12 protein-coding genes are annotated in these 17,288 nt (G+C 64.3%); 5 read left to right on the forward strand and 7 right to left on the reverse strand.

The window, feature by feature from the left end; genetic code table 11:
* The first annotated feature begins 26 nt into the window (after positions 1-26).
* Positions 27-425 (forward strand): hypothetical protein, encoded by a 399-nt coding sequence (locus B9Z01_RS27555; protein ID WP_085488721.1) that lies wholly within the window; start codon positions 27-29, stop codon positions 423-425.
* A 560-nt stretch (positions 426-985) separates the two neighbouring features.
* Here the strand turns inward: B9Z01_RS27555 and B9Z01_RS27560 are convergent.
* Both B9Z01_RS27560 and B9Z01_RS27565 read right to left on the reverse strand, forming a co-directional pair.
* On the reverse strand, positions 986-1,969 hold the full coding sequence (locus B9Z01_RS27560) for a M23 family metallopeptidase (RefSeq protein ID WP_085488722.1): 984 nt from the start codon (positions 1,967-1,969) through the stop codon (positions 986-988).
* Between the two features lie 548 nt (positions 1,970-2,517).
* On the reverse strand, positions 2,518-3,696 hold the full coding sequence (locus B9Z01_RS27565; RefSeq protein ID WP_085488723.1) for a porin: 1,179 nt from the start codon (positions 3,694-3,696) through the stop codon (positions 2,518-2,520).
* Positions 3,697-4,333: 637 nt separating this feature from the next.
* Here B9Z01_RS27565 and B9Z01_RS27570 point away from each other — a divergent pair.
* Entirely contained in the window at positions 4,334-5,443 is a 1,110-nt protein-coding gene (locus B9Z01_RS27570) for an OpgC domain-containing protein (RefSeq protein WP_085488724.1), read from the forward strand.
* 142 nt (positions 5,444-5,585) lie between these two features.
* Positions 5,586-6,458: an alpha/beta hydrolase gene (locus B9Z01_RS27575; RefSeq protein ID WP_085488725.1), complete on the forward strand. Its 873-nt coding sequence runs from the start codon at positions 5,586-5,588 to the stop codon at positions 6,456-6,458.
* Between the two features lie 124 nt (positions 6,459-6,582).
* Here the strand turns inward: B9Z01_RS27575 and B9Z01_RS27580 are convergent, their stop codons facing one another.
* A complete protein-coding gene (locus B9Z01_RS27580) occupies positions 6,583-7,677 on the reverse strand; it encodes an AI-2E family transporter (protein WP_085488726.1) in 1,095 nt (364 codons plus the stop codon).
* Between the two features lie 341 nt (positions 7,678-8,018).
* Between B9Z01_RS27580 and B9Z01_RS27585 the strand changes: the two genes are divergently transcribed.
* A complete protein-coding gene (locus B9Z01_RS27585) occupies positions 8,019-8,303 on the forward strand; it encodes a DUF3331 domain-containing protein (RefSeq protein WP_085488787.1) in 285 nt (94 codons plus the stop codon).
* A gap of 509 nt (positions 8,304-8,812) precedes the next feature.
* Positions 8,813-11,425 carry an adenosylcobalamin-dependent ribonucleoside-diphosphate reductase gene (locus tag B9Z01_RS27590; protein ID WP_085488727.1) on the forward strand — a complete coding sequence of 871 codons (2,613 nt, stop codon included), beginning with the start codon at positions 8,813-8,815 and terminating at the stop codon, positions 11,423-11,425.
* A 24-nt stretch (positions 11,426-11,449) separates the two neighbouring features.
* Here B9Z01_RS27590 and B9Z01_RS27595 read toward each other — a convergent pair whose 3' ends face one another.
* The 4 genes from B9Z01_RS27595 to B9Z01_RS27610 form a co-directional block, all read right to left on the reverse strand.
* Positions 11,450-12,256 carry a Fic family protein gene (locus B9Z01_RS27595; protein WP_085488728.1) on the reverse strand — a complete coding sequence of 269 codons (807 nt, stop codon included), beginning with the start codon at positions 12,254-12,256 and terminating at the stop codon, positions 11,450-11,452.
* 88 nt (positions 12,257-12,344) lie between these two features.
* Positions 12,345-13,301, reverse strand: coding sequence for a dimethyl sulfoxide reductase anchor subunit family protein (locus B9Z01_RS27600; protein ID WP_085488729.1), 957 nt, complete (start codon positions 13,299-13,301; stop codon positions 12,345-12,347).
* Positions 13,302-13,369: 68 nt separating this feature from the next.
* Positions 13,370-14,137 (reverse strand): 4Fe-4S dicluster domain-containing protein, encoded by a 768-nt coding sequence (locus B9Z01_RS27605; protein WP_085488730.1) that lies wholly within the window; start codon positions 14,135-14,137, stop codon positions 13,370-13,372.
* Between the two features lie 25 nt (positions 14,138-14,162).
* Positions 14,163-17,093, reverse strand: coding sequence for a molybdopterin-dependent oxidoreductase (locus B9Z01_RS27610; protein WP_085488731.1), 2,931 nt, complete (start codon positions 17,091-17,093; stop codon positions 14,163-14,165).
* Positions 17,094-17,288: the final 195 nt, after the last annotated feature.

Genomic DNA, 17,288 nt, shown 5'->3' on the forward strand with positions numbered 1-17,288 from the left:
AGTCACCCGATCCGAAGGAGCCGCAGATGAACGACCCGCAATGCACTCAATTCCTCTCGGACATTCGCAAGCCGCTGCTTGCGCTGCACAAGGCAATTCTCGATCACGAGCGCGTAGCCTACGAAAAGGAATTCGGCCCGGTGACGCCAGCGGCATTTCTGCAGGTGCTTATCAACGGCTCGGGGTTTCGCTGGCTCACGCCGCTTTCGACGGTGATTGCGAGCGTCGACGAAATTCTCGACGACGAGGAAGCCGATGCAGGCGACCGCCTCGCGGCGGCCGAAGCCGTCGTGGGCCTCTTCTCGGCCGATCAGCCGAACAACAGCTTCCTGCCGCGTTATCTGCCGCTGCTGCAGGCTGATCCGGCGATCCTGCATCACCACGGCCAGGTGTCGCAGTTGCTGCGTGACGTGCAGGTGAAATAGACCGGGCCGCAGCGGCGTGCTTGCGTTGAGTGGCGCGTTGAATTGTGCGTTGATTCGCGTGAGAGCGGTACGCCGCCGGCTCCCGTACTTCCTCACCATTGAAGAAATGGCTGCGGGTCGATCATGCGCCGTTCATTGGGGCACGGCCATCGCTCGCGAGTGACGTATGAGTGATGGATGACCTCGATCTACATCTGCCACCAGCACGAATACCCCTTTGTTTGAAGGCCGTTCGTACCCGGCGCGTAAGAATGCGGGCGAGCGGCATTGCGTTTGCGTCGATCGAATGCCTTCTCGCATGAACCGCCACGCCATTACCTGGCTTTGCTGACTAAAACAGAGATGAGACAAAGGTGAGCTTTTGCGGGATGTGCCTGGATCGTGCAACGACAAGCGGCTTGACGCGCGTCGCACCCGCTTCGCAGGCTTGCCGATGCAAGCGGATTTTCGCTGCGATACGTGAACGCCAATCATTGCGAGGCACGAAGCGATGCACGAAAATGCGCCGCGAGCGATTGCCGCCGCGGCGCCCAGACGATCGGCGCGGAGAGCGCCCGAGCTTAGCCGCGCCCCTGCGGAAGATACGGCAGCGGGTCGACCGGCTTGCCGTCGCGGCGCACCTCGAAGCCCAGGGAAACGCGCGAATTGCTCTCGTCGCCCATTTCCGCGATCTGCTGCCCCTTGCGAACCACGTCGCCCATCTTGACCAGCAGCTTGCGGTTATGCGAATAAGCGGTCAGAAAATCCTTGTTGTGCTGAACGATGATCAGGCTGCCATAGCCGTTCAGTCCGGTGCCCGCGTACATCACCTTGCCGTCGGCGGCGGCCCGCACCGGATCACCCGACTTGCCGCCGATTTCGATACCACGCGTTTCGCCCGGCTGGAACGCTTCGACCACGCTGCCCGAGGCGGGCCATGCGAGCTTCACGCTGTTCGCGTGCCGGCGGGTTTCCTGCGTGACTTCGCGAATCGCGGCGGCGTCGGGAGCTGGCGTTGCGGACTGCGCCGATGATTGCGCCTGCGCTGGTGCCGATGCCTGTGCCGATGCCTGTGCCTGCGTCGAATTTTGCGACGGCGCCGGCGCGGCACCCGCCGCGGACTTCGTCGCCGCCGCATTATCCTGCTTCGCTGCCTGCACCGTGTCCGGCGACGAGACATGCAACACCTGCCCCGGCTTCAGATACGACGACGGCTTCAACCCATTCCACGCCTGCAACTGCTTGACGCTCAGATGGTAGTTCTGCGCAATGCCCGTGAGCGTGTCGCCGCGCTTGACGCGATAAACGAGCGGCGGTGACTTTTGCAGAGGTGCGTTCTGGTCGGCATCGACCGTGGGCGATGTGGGCGGTGTGGACGCCGCGGCATTGGCAGAGCCGCCCGCTGCTGTCGCGCTTGTCGCCGGCACGCCGGAAGCGGCCATTGGGTCCGGGGCCACACCGTTCTGCGGGTTTTGCTGCCCAACGTTCGCGCAACCGCTGACCGCCAGCGCAACGCACACGCCGGCGAGACAGGCCAACATCGTTCTGTCGGAACGTTTTCTCATTCTGTTCGACTCCTGCTTGATTCATGGACGGGCCGGATGCCGCCATGCCGCATGCGACGCGCGTGCTCTCATGGCTGCGCATCGTCAGCGGCACCGCGAGGCCGCCTCGTATGGCGCTGACCCGGCGCCCGGCTCGTCTGCTCCCATCCCGTGCATGCGGGTCATGCCGGGTGTCCCGAACATTAAAACCACGCAACTTCAGTGAAAAAGATCAGATTGGGGCCAGATTGCCGATCAAAAATTCTCGCGGAATTGTAAAATGCCTTTTAATCAAAACGCCCCGCCTCACACACTCTGATACAACCGTTACCAGCCGTATTTCCACGGGGGGTCTTCCCCGCACGGCGGCGCCTGCATCCGGCGCGGACGGAAGCGCAAGAGTCGCCTTCCGGCGCACGATTCGCCTTCATTTAACATTTGCCTTATCGGCAGACACGGCCGGGACTTGAATTGCCGCGAAGCGCGGCGGCAAATCTGGCGGGATGGGTGTTGCCACGCAAGCTGGCGCGCACCAGCTTCGGAGACGTATTTGCGTTGCGCGCCGCGGGCTAGAACTTATGCCGGATCGCCGCGCGCACCACGACCTGCCGGGACGTCGACGACGGCGACTGCGTGCCGGGAATAAACGCGTAGTCGAGGATGGACAGCGTGGAGTCCCCCGTGACCTGCTGATACTCGCCCTGCAGGTAGACGTCGGTGCGCTTGGACAGGTTGTAGTCCACCATCAGGCCGAACGTGTGGATGCGCGGCTTCACGCCGCCGTTCGACGCGTCGTAGGTTTCCATCGTGTACACGTACTGCGCGCCGACGAACAGCATCGGCGAAATCTGGTATTTGCCGTTCACCTCGAAGTTCTGATACTTGAGCGAGTTCAGCAGCACACCCGGCGGCGTGACGGGGACGAGCGGCACGAGTGGCGTAATGCCGAGATAACCGTTGCCGGTCGGATCGAGATAGTTCGAGTTGCTGTAGACGAAGCCGGCCGTCGCCGGGCCGAACGTATAGGTGAGGCCGCCGCCGAACACGCGCATGCGCGTCGCGACGAAACCGGCGTCGTTCGCGGTGATCGCGCCGTTCGAGCCATTACCGGGATTATCAGCCTGCAGGTAGGCCGCCGCGACCAGCAAACCGCCGTACGCGTACTGCCCGCCGAAACTGTACGCGCGATTGTTCGCGAAGCCGGTGTCGTTGCTGAAGCTGTAGGTGCCGCCGAACTGGAAGCCGGAAATCGACGGACTCGTGTACTTGACCGTGTTGTCGAGGCGAAACGTGTTGTCGGTGTTGTCGTTGTCGTACGGGTGCGAGAACAGCTCGCCGCCCCAGCTGCCGTTGGCCGTGGTCTGCGCCAGATAGTCGACGACCGAATCGTACTGGCGGCCGAACGTCAACGTGCCGTACGGTTGCGAACTCAAACCGACGAACGCCTGGCGGCCGAACATGCGGCCGCCCTGCCCGAGCCGCCCGGAATTCAGGTCGAAACCATTTTCAAGCTGGAAGATCGCCTTGAGACCGCCGCCCAGGTCCTCGGCGCCTTTGAGGCCCCAGCGGCTGCCTTGCGCAAGACCGCTCGCCAGCTCATAAACGTGGCCGCGGCCGACATTGTTCGTGTAGTTGATACCTTCGTCGATCACGCCATACAGCGTGACGCTGGTTTGCGCGCAGGCGGGCGCGATGGAAACGGCAGACGCAGCAACGGAGACAGCGAGCGAGAACACTTGCTTGTTCATGATGATCTCCCTGCACCTCGAGTAATCGGACAACTCGATCCGGCCGCCTTGTTCTTGTGCTTCCCGATGCTTTCTTCTTGATGCTGGTTGCTGGGCTTGGGCTTGGGCCTGCTCCCGGGCCTTTCAGGCAGTTCTGCCGGCTGCTCCGCTTGCGTTGCGCCGCCCTGCACTTTTCAGAAATCGTCACACGGCGGCGGCTGGCCGTCCATGAGTGGATGCGCCGATCTTCGAGAATGTTGCTAATTCTCCACTGCGTGCGGCAGCCCCTTTTTTCGTAAGCCGGGTTCGGGTAAACGGCCGGCTGCCGTGGCCGCGCATCGTTGCAGGATTCGCATTCGGCAAGGTGTGCGACTGCGCCGGCTTGCGCCCCTTCCGAGCGGATTTGTCACAAAAAGAAATATAATCGACCGCCCTTGCTGCAACGCAACGGAACTCCGCGCCGTGCCGGGGGTCATGTTTACGTCTCGCTAACACCGCGTATTGCATAGCCGGTCGAGCGCGGCTATGCAGGGCGCATGGCGGGTGCGTGAAGATCGTATGTCCGGCCTGGCGCCCAATTCCATATTAAAAAGCCTTGTGAAACGCCCGCCGCGCTACATCAGCGCGCCGTCGCACAAGGCTGCTTTTGACGCAAACAATGCAACAATCCTCGTCCCGTCTGATCGAACTCGACTTTTTCCGCGGACTCGTTCTGCTAGTCATCGTCGTCGATCACATTGGCGGCAGCATTCTGTCGCGCGTCACGCTGCACGCGTACGCGTTGTGCGATGCCGCCGAAGTCTTCGTGTTCCTCGGCGGCTTCGCGACCGCCACGGCCTACGCCGCGCTCGCCGAGCGGCGCAACGAAACGATCGCGCGCAGCCGCTTTCTGCGGCGCTCGCTCGAGATCTATCGCGCGTTTCTCGTCACCGCCGGGCTCATGCTGCTCGTCAGCGCCGTGCTGAGCGCGTTCAGCATCGACGGGCCGAATCTCGCCACGACCGACCTCGACGACCTCATCGACGCGCCGCTCGCCGCGCTGCGCGACATCGTGCTGCTGCGCCGTCAGCCGTATCTGGCCTCCGTGCTGCCGATGTACGCGTTCTTCGCGCTGTTCGTGCCGGCCATCCTGCCGCTCGCGCGCAGCAAGCCGTGGCTGCTGCTCGCCGGCAGCATCGCGCTGTGGGCGGGCGCCCCGGTCATCGGCACCTATCTGCCCGCCGCGCGCGACATGCACTGGGACTTCAACCCGTTCGCGTGGCAGTTGCTGTTCGTGCTCGGCGTGCTCGCACGCTGCCAGCCGGTCTATCAGCGCGTCAGCACGCATCGGCTCGGCTGGCTCGTCAGCGTGTTCGCATTCGCGGTGGTCGCGCTCGCCGCGTACTACCAGCTCTTTCTCGCGCATGCGCCGCTCGCCGGAAGCCTCAAGCAGAACCTGTCGTATCTGCGCGCGGGTAACTTCCTCGCGATCGCGTGGCTCGTGGCGAATCTGATCCAGCTCGGCTGGGCGAAAAAGCTCGCGCGCCGGCTGCCGTGGATCGGCTTGATCGGACGTCAGGGGTTGCTGTGCTTTGTCGCCGGCGCGGTGATCTCGCTCGTGATCGATTCGGTGCTGTACGCGGCCACCGACGGCTATCTGAACTATCCGCTCGGGCTGCTTGCGGATGCGGCGGCGGTCGGCGCGCTGTTCGCGGTCGCGCTCGGCGTGGAACCGCTCAAGCGCTTTGTCGGCCGGTTTGTCGCCGGGCGGCTCGGCACCTCGTCCTGAGCGCTCCTGGCGCTGCCCGCAACCCGGACACTTCATACGCTGCCGGCGGCGATCGCCACGCCCCGCATCCAACTCAAATCCGACGCAAATGCTGATAGCATGACGGCCGCGCGCGAACCGCGCGCCGGCCCTCCACACTGACATGCGTCGACTCTTTCGCTTCGCCCTCGTTCTGCTTTGCGTCGTCAGCGGTGCGCCCGCGTTCGCGAGCACAGTCGCGAGCCGCAGCTTCCATGCGGAAGCGCTCGGCCGCGACTGGCACTACACGATCTATCTGCCGGGCGCCTATCGCGCGGACGGCCCGCGCCTGCCGGTGCTCTACCTCCTGCACGGCAATAACGGCGACGCCAACGACTGGCTCACGCAAGGCCATCTGCAAAACACGGTGGACGCGCTGATCGAGCGCAAGGAAATCCCGCCCGTCGTGATCGTGATGCCGCAAGGCGGCACGGACTGGTACGTCGATCGCAAGGAAAAAATGGAGACGGCGTTCTTCGACGATCTGCTGCCCGAAATCGAAACGCACTATGCGGTCGCGACGCAACGCGGCGGCCGGATGATCGGCGGCGTGTCGATGGGTGGCTTCGGCGCGCTGCGTTATGCGCTGACGCAACCGGAACTGTTCTGCGGCGCGCTGCTGCTGAGCCCCGCGATCTATGCGAGCGAGCCGCCGCGCGCGTCGGCGGCGCGCCGCGTCGGCGTCTTCGGCGAGCGGCAGTTCGATCCGCGTGTCTGGCACGAACTCAATTATCCGGCCCAATGGGACCGCTACATGAGCCAGCCGTACCGCCTGCCGATCTTCATCGCATCCGGCGACGACGACCTCACGATCCAGGCCGATGCGTCGCTGCTGTACACGCACCTGCGGCTCGCGGGCAATCCGGCGGCGCTGCGCATCATCGACGGCGGCCATACGTGGGATGTGTGGAGCACGCTGCTGCCCGCCGCCCTGAAGTACACGCTAGGCTGCGTGAGGCCGCCGGCGCTGGAGCATCCGTCGGATCACCGGCCTTGACTTGACCCTTGACCCTTGCCCCTTGATCGTTGCCCCCTGGCCGCTGGAAAGCATTAACCCCGCGCCGCCGTGAAGCGGCATGGGCGATGCGCCGGGCGTCTGCCGGGGCGCGTGTCCTCGCGCGCTACTGCATGAGATCGGTCCACAGCACCATCAGTACGGTCATCAGCGCGGGGCCGATGAAAATACCGAGTAGTCCGAACGTCTCCGCGCCGCCGAGTATGCCGAACAGCACGAGCAGAAACGGCAGGCGCGTCGAGTTGCCGATCAGCACCGGCCGCACGAAGTGCTCGGCGACGAACACGACGACCGAGCCGAACACGGCGAGTCCGATCGCGGCGGCAACCGAACCTTGCGCGAGCAGCCACAACGCGGCCAGACCAAACGTGATCGGCGCGCAGAACGGCAGCATCGCGGCGATCGCCGTGACAAAGCCAAGCAGCGCCGCATGCGGCACGCCGGTCGCGAAATAGGCGATGCCGAGCAGCGCGCCCTCGCCGAGGCCGACCACGACCAGCCCCGCTACCGTGCCGCGCACCGCGGTCGCCATGTGCTGAACGAGGTCCGCGCCGCTATCGCCGAAACCGCGCCGCGCGGCCTTCATCAGCGAGCCGGATAAACGCGGCCCCGCCTGAAAAATCACGAACAGTGTGACCAGCATGAACGCGAACACCATCGCGGCATGCGCGGCACGCGCACCGAAATGACGGCCGAGCGTCATCACCGTGTTGCTGTGCAGCCCCTTCATCGCGGCGGAGTCGCGCAGCGGCTGCGCGAGATTGGCCTGCCACCACGCGCTGATCTGCTGCACTCCGAACGGCAGACGCTCGATGAAGCCCGGCATCGCAATGCCGGTTTCCTGCACGCCCCTGAACCAGTCCCTGAGCTCGAGCGCCTCGTGCAGCGCCTGCGCGATGCCAAGCCCGACCGGCAGTACCACGAGCAGCGCAATCACGAGCGTCAACACGGCGGCGAGCAGCGTCGTGCGGCCCTTGAACCAGCGGCTGCCCGCAATCTTGTGCAGCAGCGGCCACAGCGCGATCGCGACGACGCCCGCCCACGCGACCACTACGATGAAATCGCGCACCACCCACAACGCGAGCAGCACCAGCCCGATATAGAGCGCGAGCGAGGCGGCCTTCTGCTTTTTCAGGCACTCCGGGACGGCGGACGACGATTCAGGAGAGGCGGGAGGTCCGGCGGGTGGGCGTGAAATCATGTGAACTCTTATCTCTTTGAGGATGTGCGCGCGAGCCGGCCTGAAAATTTCAAACCAGCTACACTGGCGGCTCCGGTCACCGAACGACAGTCACATCTTAAAGGAAGCGCCGCTTCCCCTTGCAGGTGGCGTCCTCGTCGCGCTTCAGGCAACACAGCGTTGCAAAAATCCGCACTATTAAAAAATCACATAAAAAAGCGCGCAACATCTGTCATTTCAGTCAATCGCACGAGTGGCGAGCGATTATTTCTGTTTAGAGAACAGTGTTTCAACGGTGGCACAATGGCTCTCCGGCGCGCGCGGGACTAAATTCGGCTCTTCATAATACGGAGCCGATGATGATGACCATAGAGTCCATCCTTCTTGACGGTGCGAATGGCGTACGCATCGAGATTCTCGAGCGCTCCGACACGACGCTGGTGATCCGCTGGGTTGAGCCTGGACGCTGCCACTATGGCGAGCAGCGCTGGCGGCGGCGCTCGGCGCATACCTCCGGGACCTGCGCGGTGTCGCGTCGCAAGATCCGCCGCGGCGACGCGGTGTACAAGCCCGCCGAGCGGCCAACGCCGTCGAATGGGTCCGCGATGATCTGCGCTGAAGTTCTCGAACCGCTGGTCGAGGCTTGATGGCTGGAGCGAAAGCCCGCTGCCGCGCGGCTGGTTGTGGCTTGACCGGTTTTGGCGATTTGCGTTGCCTCTGCCGGTGGTTCCGGTGCTCGTGCGGTTTGTGATGCCGCCGTTTTTGATTCTTCCTGTGATTTTTCCTGTGAATCCACCTGCGATTCTGTCCGTGATCCCGCCGCATCCGATTTCGTAGCATCCGGCGCGGCGGCGTCGGGTCGCGCCGCTTTGGCTGTCTTGACGCCGTCTTGTGACTCTGCCTTGACTCTGTTTCAACCCGCCTCGACTCCCCCCTTGCCCGCGCGCCCATAGCGCCCGCTTGTGCCTGCAAGCCGCAGCATCGGAGGATGCGCCGTGCCGCGGGCCACCGCCACCCTCCGATTGCGGCTGGGCGCCTCGTGCGCTAAGGTGGACTGATTGCGCCCGCGTTGACGCCGGTTTACGGCCCGGCGTGCTCCTCGCGCACCTTCCACCCACCGCGCCGCGCCCGCCGCGACGCCGTTTGAGGGCAGATCATGGCAGAAGATACGCCGCAAACCCGCGCGGCTTCAGCAACTTCAGCAGCTTCCGCACCATCCACCCCACCCGCTCCTTCCACGCCGCCGGCTGCGCCGATCGCGCTCATCGCGCCGCAGCAGTTCTCGCTCGACGTGCTGCTCGAGAAATACGCGAAAGGCGACGAGCAATCGGCCGACGATGTCTTGCGCCGCGTCGCGCGCGGTGTCGCCGAGGCCGAGCCGCCGGAGTTGCGCGCCTCGGTCGAGGCGCTGTTCGTCGACAACCTGCGCCACGGCGCGCTCGGCGCGGGCCGCATCATGAGCGCGGCGGGCAGCGGCATCGCCGCGACGCTGATCAACTGCTTCGTGCAGCCGGTGGGCGACTCGATTCAGGGCGTCGACGAACAGGGCCTGCCCGGCATCTACGTGGCCCTGTTGCAGGCGGCCGAAACGATGCGCCGTGGCGGCGGCGTCGGCTACAACTTCTCCGCGATCCGGCCCAAAGGCGCGCGCGTGCACACGACCAGTTCGTCGGCATCGGGACCGTGCAGCTACATGGACGTGTTCGACGCCTCGTGCCGCACCGTCGAAAGCGCGGGCTCGCGGCGCGGCGCGCAGATGGCCGTGCTCGACTGCGACCACCCCGACCTGCTCGAATTCATCGAGGCCAAGCATTCGAAGGGCCGCTGGAACAACTTCAACGTGTCGGTCGGCGTCACCGACGAATTCATGCGCGCGGTCGAGGACGACGAAACCTGGCAACTGGTCCACCGCGCCGAGCCGTCGCCGGCCATGCGCGCGGCCGGCGACGTGCGGCAGCGCGAGGACGGCATGTGGGTCTACAGCGAGCACCCGGCGCGCGCGATCTGGGAGCGCATCATGCGCTCGACCTACGACGTCGCCGAGCCCGGCATCGTGTTCATCTCGCACATGAACGAGGACAACAATCTGCGCGCGATCGAAACGATCCGCGCGACCAACCCGTGCGGCGAGCAGCCGCTGCCCGCGTACGGCTGCTGCAATCTCGGCCCGCTCAATCTGACGCGCTTCGTCGTCGATCCGTTTGCGCAGTTGCACGGCCGCGAGCCGTCGTTCGACTGGGACGGCCTCGCGCAACGCACGCGCACGCAGGTGCGCTTTCTCGACAACGTGCTCGACGTCACGCTCTGGCCGCTGCCGCAGCAATACGATGAATCGCGAGCGAAGCGGCGCATCGGCGTCGGCTTCACCGGTCTCGGCGACACGCTCGTGATGCTCGGCCTGCGCTACAACTCGCAGGAAGGCCGCGATTTCTCGGCGCGCATCGCGCGGCTCATGCGCGACGAGGCGTATCGCGCGTCGGTGGAACTCGCGAAGGAGCGCGGCGCGTTTCCGTTATTCGACGCCGCACGCTATCTCGAAGCGGGCACCTTCGCGTCGCGCCTGCCCGACGACATCCAGCAGGCGATCCGCCGCGACGGCATCCGCAACAGCCATCTGCTGTCGATCGCGCCGACCGGCACCGTGAGCCTCGCGTTCGCGGACAACGCATCGAACGGCATCGAGCCAGCCTTTTCGTGGACCTACAAGCGCATGAAGGTGATGGCCGACGGCGGGCGCGAATCGTTCGACGTCGAAGACTACGCGTACCGGCTCTACCGCGAACTCGGCGGCGACGTGAACCGGTTGCCCGACTATTTCGTCAGCGCGCTGCAGATGTCGGCGCGCGATCATCTCGACATGATGGCGGCCGTGCAGCCGTACGTCGACACGTCGATCTCGAAGACCGTCAACGTGCCCGCCGACTATCCGTTCGACGCGTTCGAAAGCCTCTATTTCGATGCCTGGAAAGGCGGCCTCAAGGGACTCGCGACCTATCGCCCGAACGACACACTCGGCGCGGTGCTGAGCGTCGCCCCGCCGGCAACCGACGACACGCTCGCCGACCTTGACCTCGACCCGCTGCGTATCGCGATCGATCACCGGCCCAAGGGCGAATTGCCGGCGATCATCGAAAAGGTCGAGTATCTGACGCAGGCGGGCAAGAAGTCGCTGTACGTCGCGGTGTCGTTCATCGAGGTGACGGGGCGCCTTGGCGGCGAGGACGTGACGATCGAGCGGCCGATCGAATTCTTCATCCCGACCGGTCAACGCGACGAGTCGCAGCAGTGGATCACGGCGACGATGCGCTCGCTCTCGCTGGCCGCGCGCGGCGGCTTCGTCGCGCGCAATCTGCAGGACATGCGCAAGGTTTCGTGGGATCGCGGCCAGGTGCGGTTTGGTGAAGTGCAGCGGCTCGACGGTCATCGCGCGCCGCGCTGGCACGATTCGGAAGTGGCCGCGCTCGCGTTCGCGATCCAGCAGATTCTGTATCGGCGCGGCTTTCTCGACGCCGAGGGCAATCAGGTCGCATCGCGGATGCTCGCGCGCTTGCCGCGCGGGCAGATGAAAGTGGACACGGCGTTATCGGCCGATTTCGGCATCCGCCCGAACCCCGACGACGCCACCGACACGTTGCTGCAACCCGGCGGCGCGCAAGGACTGCATACGATGCTCGGACGCAAATGCGGCTCGTGCGGCGCGAATGCGGTGATTCGCAAGGATGGGTGCGACTTTTGTACGGCGTGTGGGGAGGTGGGGGCGTGCGGGTGATGAGGGGGGAGGTTCTTTCCCGCGTTACGGCGCCGAACCCCGAACCGATGATCGATCATCCTGACGAGGTTCGCCTCGCAGTCCGAGCACATCGAGGTAGGTCGTCAGCGAACGCAACACCGAGCCGGCGACCAGCGTGAAGATAGCATCATAGTTACTGCTCGCGCAGGCTTCGTCCAATGCGTCGTAGTAGGCGAGCCGATCCTCTTTCTGGATGATCGCCGGCGGGTATCCGGCCTTCATCAGTTCGAAGTTCAGAAGCAGCCGCCCGGTCCGGCCATTGCCGTCCACGAACGGATGAATCTTGACGAACCGCGTGTGCAGTTCCGCGGCCCGCTCCACTGGATGCAATGTCCCCGCCCCTTCGCACCACTCGACCAGCCGCTTCATTTCCTCCGGCACGTGCAGGAAATCGGGTGGCGTCGTGCTGGCGCCCGCGATCACTACGTTCTCCTGGCGATAGCGGCCTGCTTCCTTGTCGTCGATTGCCTTCAGCACCAGTGCGTGGATATTGCGGATCTGCCATTCCGACAGCGTTTCGTTCTTCGCGACTATTTCTTCGACATACAGGATCGCATCGCGGTGATTCGTCGCCTCGAAGTGCTCGCGTAGCGACTTTCCGCCCACCGTAATGCCTTCCAGAACGACTTTGGTTTCGCGCAGCGTGAGGGTATTGCCCTCGATCGCATTCGAGTGATAGGTCCACTCCAGCAAGAGTTTTTCGCGCAGCGACGCAAGCGTGTGCGGCGGTAATGGACGCGCCGCATCGAGTTGCGCCTTCCCGGCGTCGACCGCTTGCAGCAGCGCGAGATATTTCTCCCGATTTGTCATTGACGTACCCGCGCGTGACTCATGATAAGCATAGCGCCTATCTTAGCATCGCCTCGTGGCCCATCAGAACTGCTCACAGCGCCCCGCCTCACCCCACCTTCGCGTAATAAAGATTCTGCGGATGCTTCGCCTCGGCGAAGAAGAACCAGCGCTCAGCCACGAGCCCCGCGTACTGCACGAGACACGCGGCGGCCAGCAGCCCGAACGACGCGCCAATCGAATGCAGTCCGGCGGCGAGCACGATCAACAGAACAGGGGCGACGAACGCTGCCGCGAGAAAACCCCATTTGATACCGCGCAACGTCCCTGCCGATTTGCCGTGGAAGAACTCGCGCAGATTGAACGCGCCCGCGGTGAAGCCGCGCGCCACCTGCACGAGCTTCGGATTACGGATGCCGGTTGCGCTCTGCACAGTCGACTTCGGCCGCAAGCGCGCATTGCGCACGAGCGACGCCGAGCGGCTCGCGCAACCGGCGAGCGTCAACAGGCACGCGCAGATTGCGAGCCCGATGGTCAGCGCGGGCGCGAACCATGCGCTTAGCGCCGTCGCAAGCGTGAAGCCCGACGCGCAGCCGAGCAGCACGAAATTGACGAGCGTGAGCGGCGTCGCCCATTCCTGCAGAAAGCGCAGGCACGCATAGATCATCGCGGTGCAGACGAACAGCGCCGCGCTCGCGAGCACGCCGAGCCAGCCTAGCGCGAGCGACCACGGCGAGCCGAGCCAGTGCGCGACGCCATACAGAAACGCGCAGCCGAGAAACGCGGGCAGGCACAGACATTCGCGCGACAGCCACGAGGTCCGCCACATCGCAATCGCACGCCATGCGCGTTCGGGATGACCGAGATGGAAGAACGACGCGATCAGCCCGAGGCCGCCCAGCAGCACGGCCAGCGCCGCGCCGGTCATGTAGAACGAAGCGGCCACGGCGGGTTGCGCGAGCAACCCAAGCCGCTCGGCGCTTTCCACACCGACGAGCGCAATCAGCAAGCCCTGCGCCGCGCCGCTCAAAGTCGTCAGGAACACTACGGAAAATGCCGGATTCATCGTGAGGCTCCGCTTCGTTCGGGTGAAGTTCAGATAAGGGTTTCAGATGCGGGTTTCAGATGCAGGTTTCAGACGCGCGTCGCCATCGACGCAAGATGCAGTTCGCCGCGTTCGAGCTGCGCTTCGAGTTGTGTATCGGGCGATGCAGGCGCGTCAGTCGAATCCGTCGCCGAACCGGCCGATTTGCACGAACATGCGTCGCTGCCGCAACCGGCGGCCGCGGTCGGCACGCGCGGCAAATAATGATTCGCGGGACGCGTGTTCCACTCGGGCATCAACTGATAACCGCCGCGCTCCCTGATCGCTTGCGAGACCACCGAATCCGGATCGTGAATATCGCCGAAGAGCCGCGCGGAAGTCGGGCACGCGAGCACGCACGCGGGCTGGCGATCGCGCTCGGACAGATTCTCATCGTGGATGCGATCGACGCACAGCGTGCACTTGGTCATCTCCTTGCGCCCTTCGTCGAGTTCGCGCGCGCCGTATGGACACGCCCACGCGCAATACTTGCAGCCGATGCAGCGGTCGAAATCGACGAGTACGAGACCATCCTCCTTGCGCTTGTAGCTCGCGCCGGTCGGACACACGGGCACACACGGCGGGTCTTCGCAATGCAGACACGACTTCGGAAAATGGATCATCTCCGTGTCGGGGAAGCTGCCGGCCTCGAAGCTCTGCACGCGGTTGAAGAACGTGCCGGACGGGTCCGCATCGTACGGATTGAAGTCGGCGAGACTGCCCGACTCACCCGACGTGTTCCACTCCTTGCAACTCGTCACGCACGCCTGGCAACCCACGCACACGTTCAGGTCGATCACCAACGCCATCTGGGTCATTGGACACTCCTTGCCATCATTGACGTCATTTGCGCCGGGCTGCGCCGCGCAAACGCGCCGCGAATTCACCGCGTCCCGCGAAATAGGTCTGCACGATGCGCGACACGACACCGCCCGTTCCCACTGCACCCGGCAACGCGGGCATCGCATCGAACTGCGGCAGTGTGTGGCGCGCGTCGGCTTCGGCCGGATAGATGCGCACACGCACGTCGTACCACGCGGCCTGGCCCGTCACCGGATCGGAGTTCGACAGACGCGCAGCCGCTGCGTCATGGCCGGGCAGCTCGTCGGTAATCAGGTGATTGAGCAGAAAGCCGCGCTGCGATTCGTTCGCACCGGGACCGAGATTCCATGCGCCCGCCGCCTTGCCGATCGCATTCCACGTCCATACGGTGCCCGGCTCGACGGTCTCGCTGAAACGCGCCATGCAGCGCACGCGGCCCCATTGCGATTCGACGTAAATCCAGCCGCCGTCGGCAATGCCATTCGCTAACGCCATTTGCGGATTCACATAAAGATAGTTCTCCCCATGAATCTGCCGCAGCCACGCGTTCTGCGAATCCCACGAGTGATACATCGCCATCGGCCGCTGCGTCACCGCGGCCAGAGGAAAACGATCGAGATCCGTGGCCGTGCTTTCGAGCGGCGCATACCAGAACGGCAGCGGATCGAAATAGGTTTCGAGGCGCGCGCGCAGATGCTCGGGCGGTTGCCTGCCGCTCGTGCGTCCCTGTGCGGCGAGCCTGAATTTCTGCATCACGTCCGAGTAAAGCTGAATCAGAATCGGCTCGCTGAATTTGCGGAAACCGTTCTTGACCGCCCAGTCGAGATACGGCCCATTGCAATTGCGCATGTACTGCAAGGTCTCGGGCAGGCGGTAATGGAACACGCAGTTGTTCTTCGCGTACTGCTCCCATTGGTGCGGATTCGGCTCGCCCACGAGCGCCTTGTCGCCCTCCTTGCCGCGCCAGCCGATCAGAAAGCCGACGCCGGAATCAGGGGTAGTCGTGTGATTGATGATGAAGTCGGGATAGTCGCGAAAGCGCCGCGCGCCGTCCGCCGTCGTGAACGCGGGAAACTTCAGGCGCGACGCGAGTTCGATCAGCACTTCCTGAAACGGCTTGCATTCGCCGGTTGGCGGCACAACCGGCACCCGCACCGAATCGACCGGACCGTCGAACTCGGAGATCGGGCGGTCGAGCATCGACATCGCGTCGTGGCGTTCGAGATAGGTCGTGTCCGGCAGGATCAGATCGGCGAACGCGGTCATCTCCGACTGGAACGCGTCGCACACCACGAGAAACGGAATCTTGTACTCGCCGTTCGCGTGCTTGTCGGCGAGCATCTCGCGGACCTTTATCGTATTCATCGACGAATTCCACGCCATGTTCGCCATGAAAATCATCAGCGTGTCGATCGGATACGGGTCGCCGCGCCACGCATTGGTAATCACGCTATGCATGACGCCGTGCACGGCGAGCGGATATTCCCACGAGAACGCCTTGTCGATGCGCACCGGGCCGCCGTGTTCGTCGATGAACAGATCCTCGGGCGCGGCGGGCCAGCCGAGCGGCCCTGTCGCGAGCGGTGTGTTCGGCTTGACGGCGTCGGGACTGTTCGGCGGTTTCGCCGATGGCGGCACCGCGCGCGGAAACGGCGACTTGTGGCGAAAGCCGCCGGGCCGGTCGATCGTGCCGAGCAGCGACATCAGCACGGCGAGCGCGCGAATCGATTGGAAGCCGTTCGAATGCGCGGCGAGCCCGCGCATCGCATGAAAGGCGACCGGGTTGCCGCTGACCGTTTCGTGCGTTTCGCCCCAGGCATCGGTCCAGCGGATCGGCAGCGTGATGCGGTGCTGGCGGCTCGTCTCGATCATTTCTGCGGCGAGACGGCGAATCGTGTCCGCCGCGATGCCCGTGATTTCCGCAGCCCATTCAGGCGTGCAAGCGGCGACACGCTCGCGCAGCAATGCAAAGGACGGCGTAACCGGCTTGCCGTCATCGAGCGTATAGCGGCCGTCGAGCGCGGGCGTCACGCCGGGCGTGTGATGCGGCACCGCGCGCGAAGTCTGCGGGTCCCACCAGAGATGGTTCTGCGGAAACAGCGGATTGCCCAAGGGCCGCTGCGGATCGCGCACGAAGAGGCCGAAGTTCTCGCCGCCTTCGTCGAGATCGATCAGCTCCGCGGCATTCGTGTAGCGGCGCACGAACTCGTGATCCCACGCGTCGGCGGCAATCAGTTCGTGCAGGAACGCCATGAAGAGCGCGCCGTCGGTGCCGGGTTTAATGGGCACCCATTCGTCGGCAATCGCCGCATAGCCGGTGCGAATCGGATTGATCGCGATGAAGCGGCCGCCCGCGCGCTTGAACTTCGAGATCGCGATCTTGAGCGGATTCGAATGATGATCTTCCGCCGTGCCGATCATGAAGAAGAGCTTCGCGCTGTCGAGATCGGGGCCGCCGAATTCCCAGAACGAGCCGCCTATTGTATAGATCATGCCGGCCGCCATGTTCGCCGAGCAGAAGCCGCCGTGCGCCGCATAGTTAGGCGTGCCGAACTGCTTCGCGAAGAGTCCCGTCAGCGCCTGCATCTGATCGCGGCCCGTGAATAAGGCGAACTTCTTCGGATCGGTCGCGCGAATCGTGGCGAGGCGCTTTTCGAGCACGTCGAATGCGACGTCCCACGAGACCGGCTCGAACTGCGCGCTGCCGCGCTCCGCGCCTGCCTTGCGCATCAACGGCTGGGTGAGGCGCGCGGGCGAGTACTGCTTCATGATGCCCGAGGCGCCCTTCGCGCAGATCACGCCCTGGTTGAGCGGATGCTCGGGATTGCCGTCGATGTAACGCACTTCGCCATCGCGCAGATGCACGCGAATGCCGCAGCGGCACGCGCACATGTAGCAGGTGGTGGTCTTGATGTCGAGCCGTTCGTTCTGCGTTCGGGCGTGATGCTCCATGGGCTATCTCCGTCGCGGTTCCTGGTGGGCCGAAGCGCTGGTATCGACCATCGTATTCGCGTCGGCGTCACAAGGGAAATCGCGATTTTCGACGAAAACTATCCGACACGCCGATAGTTTCCGTTTGGCTTTCAGCCGGGCACTTTTTTGCGCGCGTGTCCGGCGGTGTTCGTTCCGTCCCATTCCGCTCCGCCC

The organism is Paraburkholderia susongensis, assembly GCF_900177725.1.
GTDB lineage: Bacteria > Pseudomonadota > Gammaproteobacteria > Burkholderiales > Burkholderiaceae > Paraburkholderia > Paraburkholderia susongensis.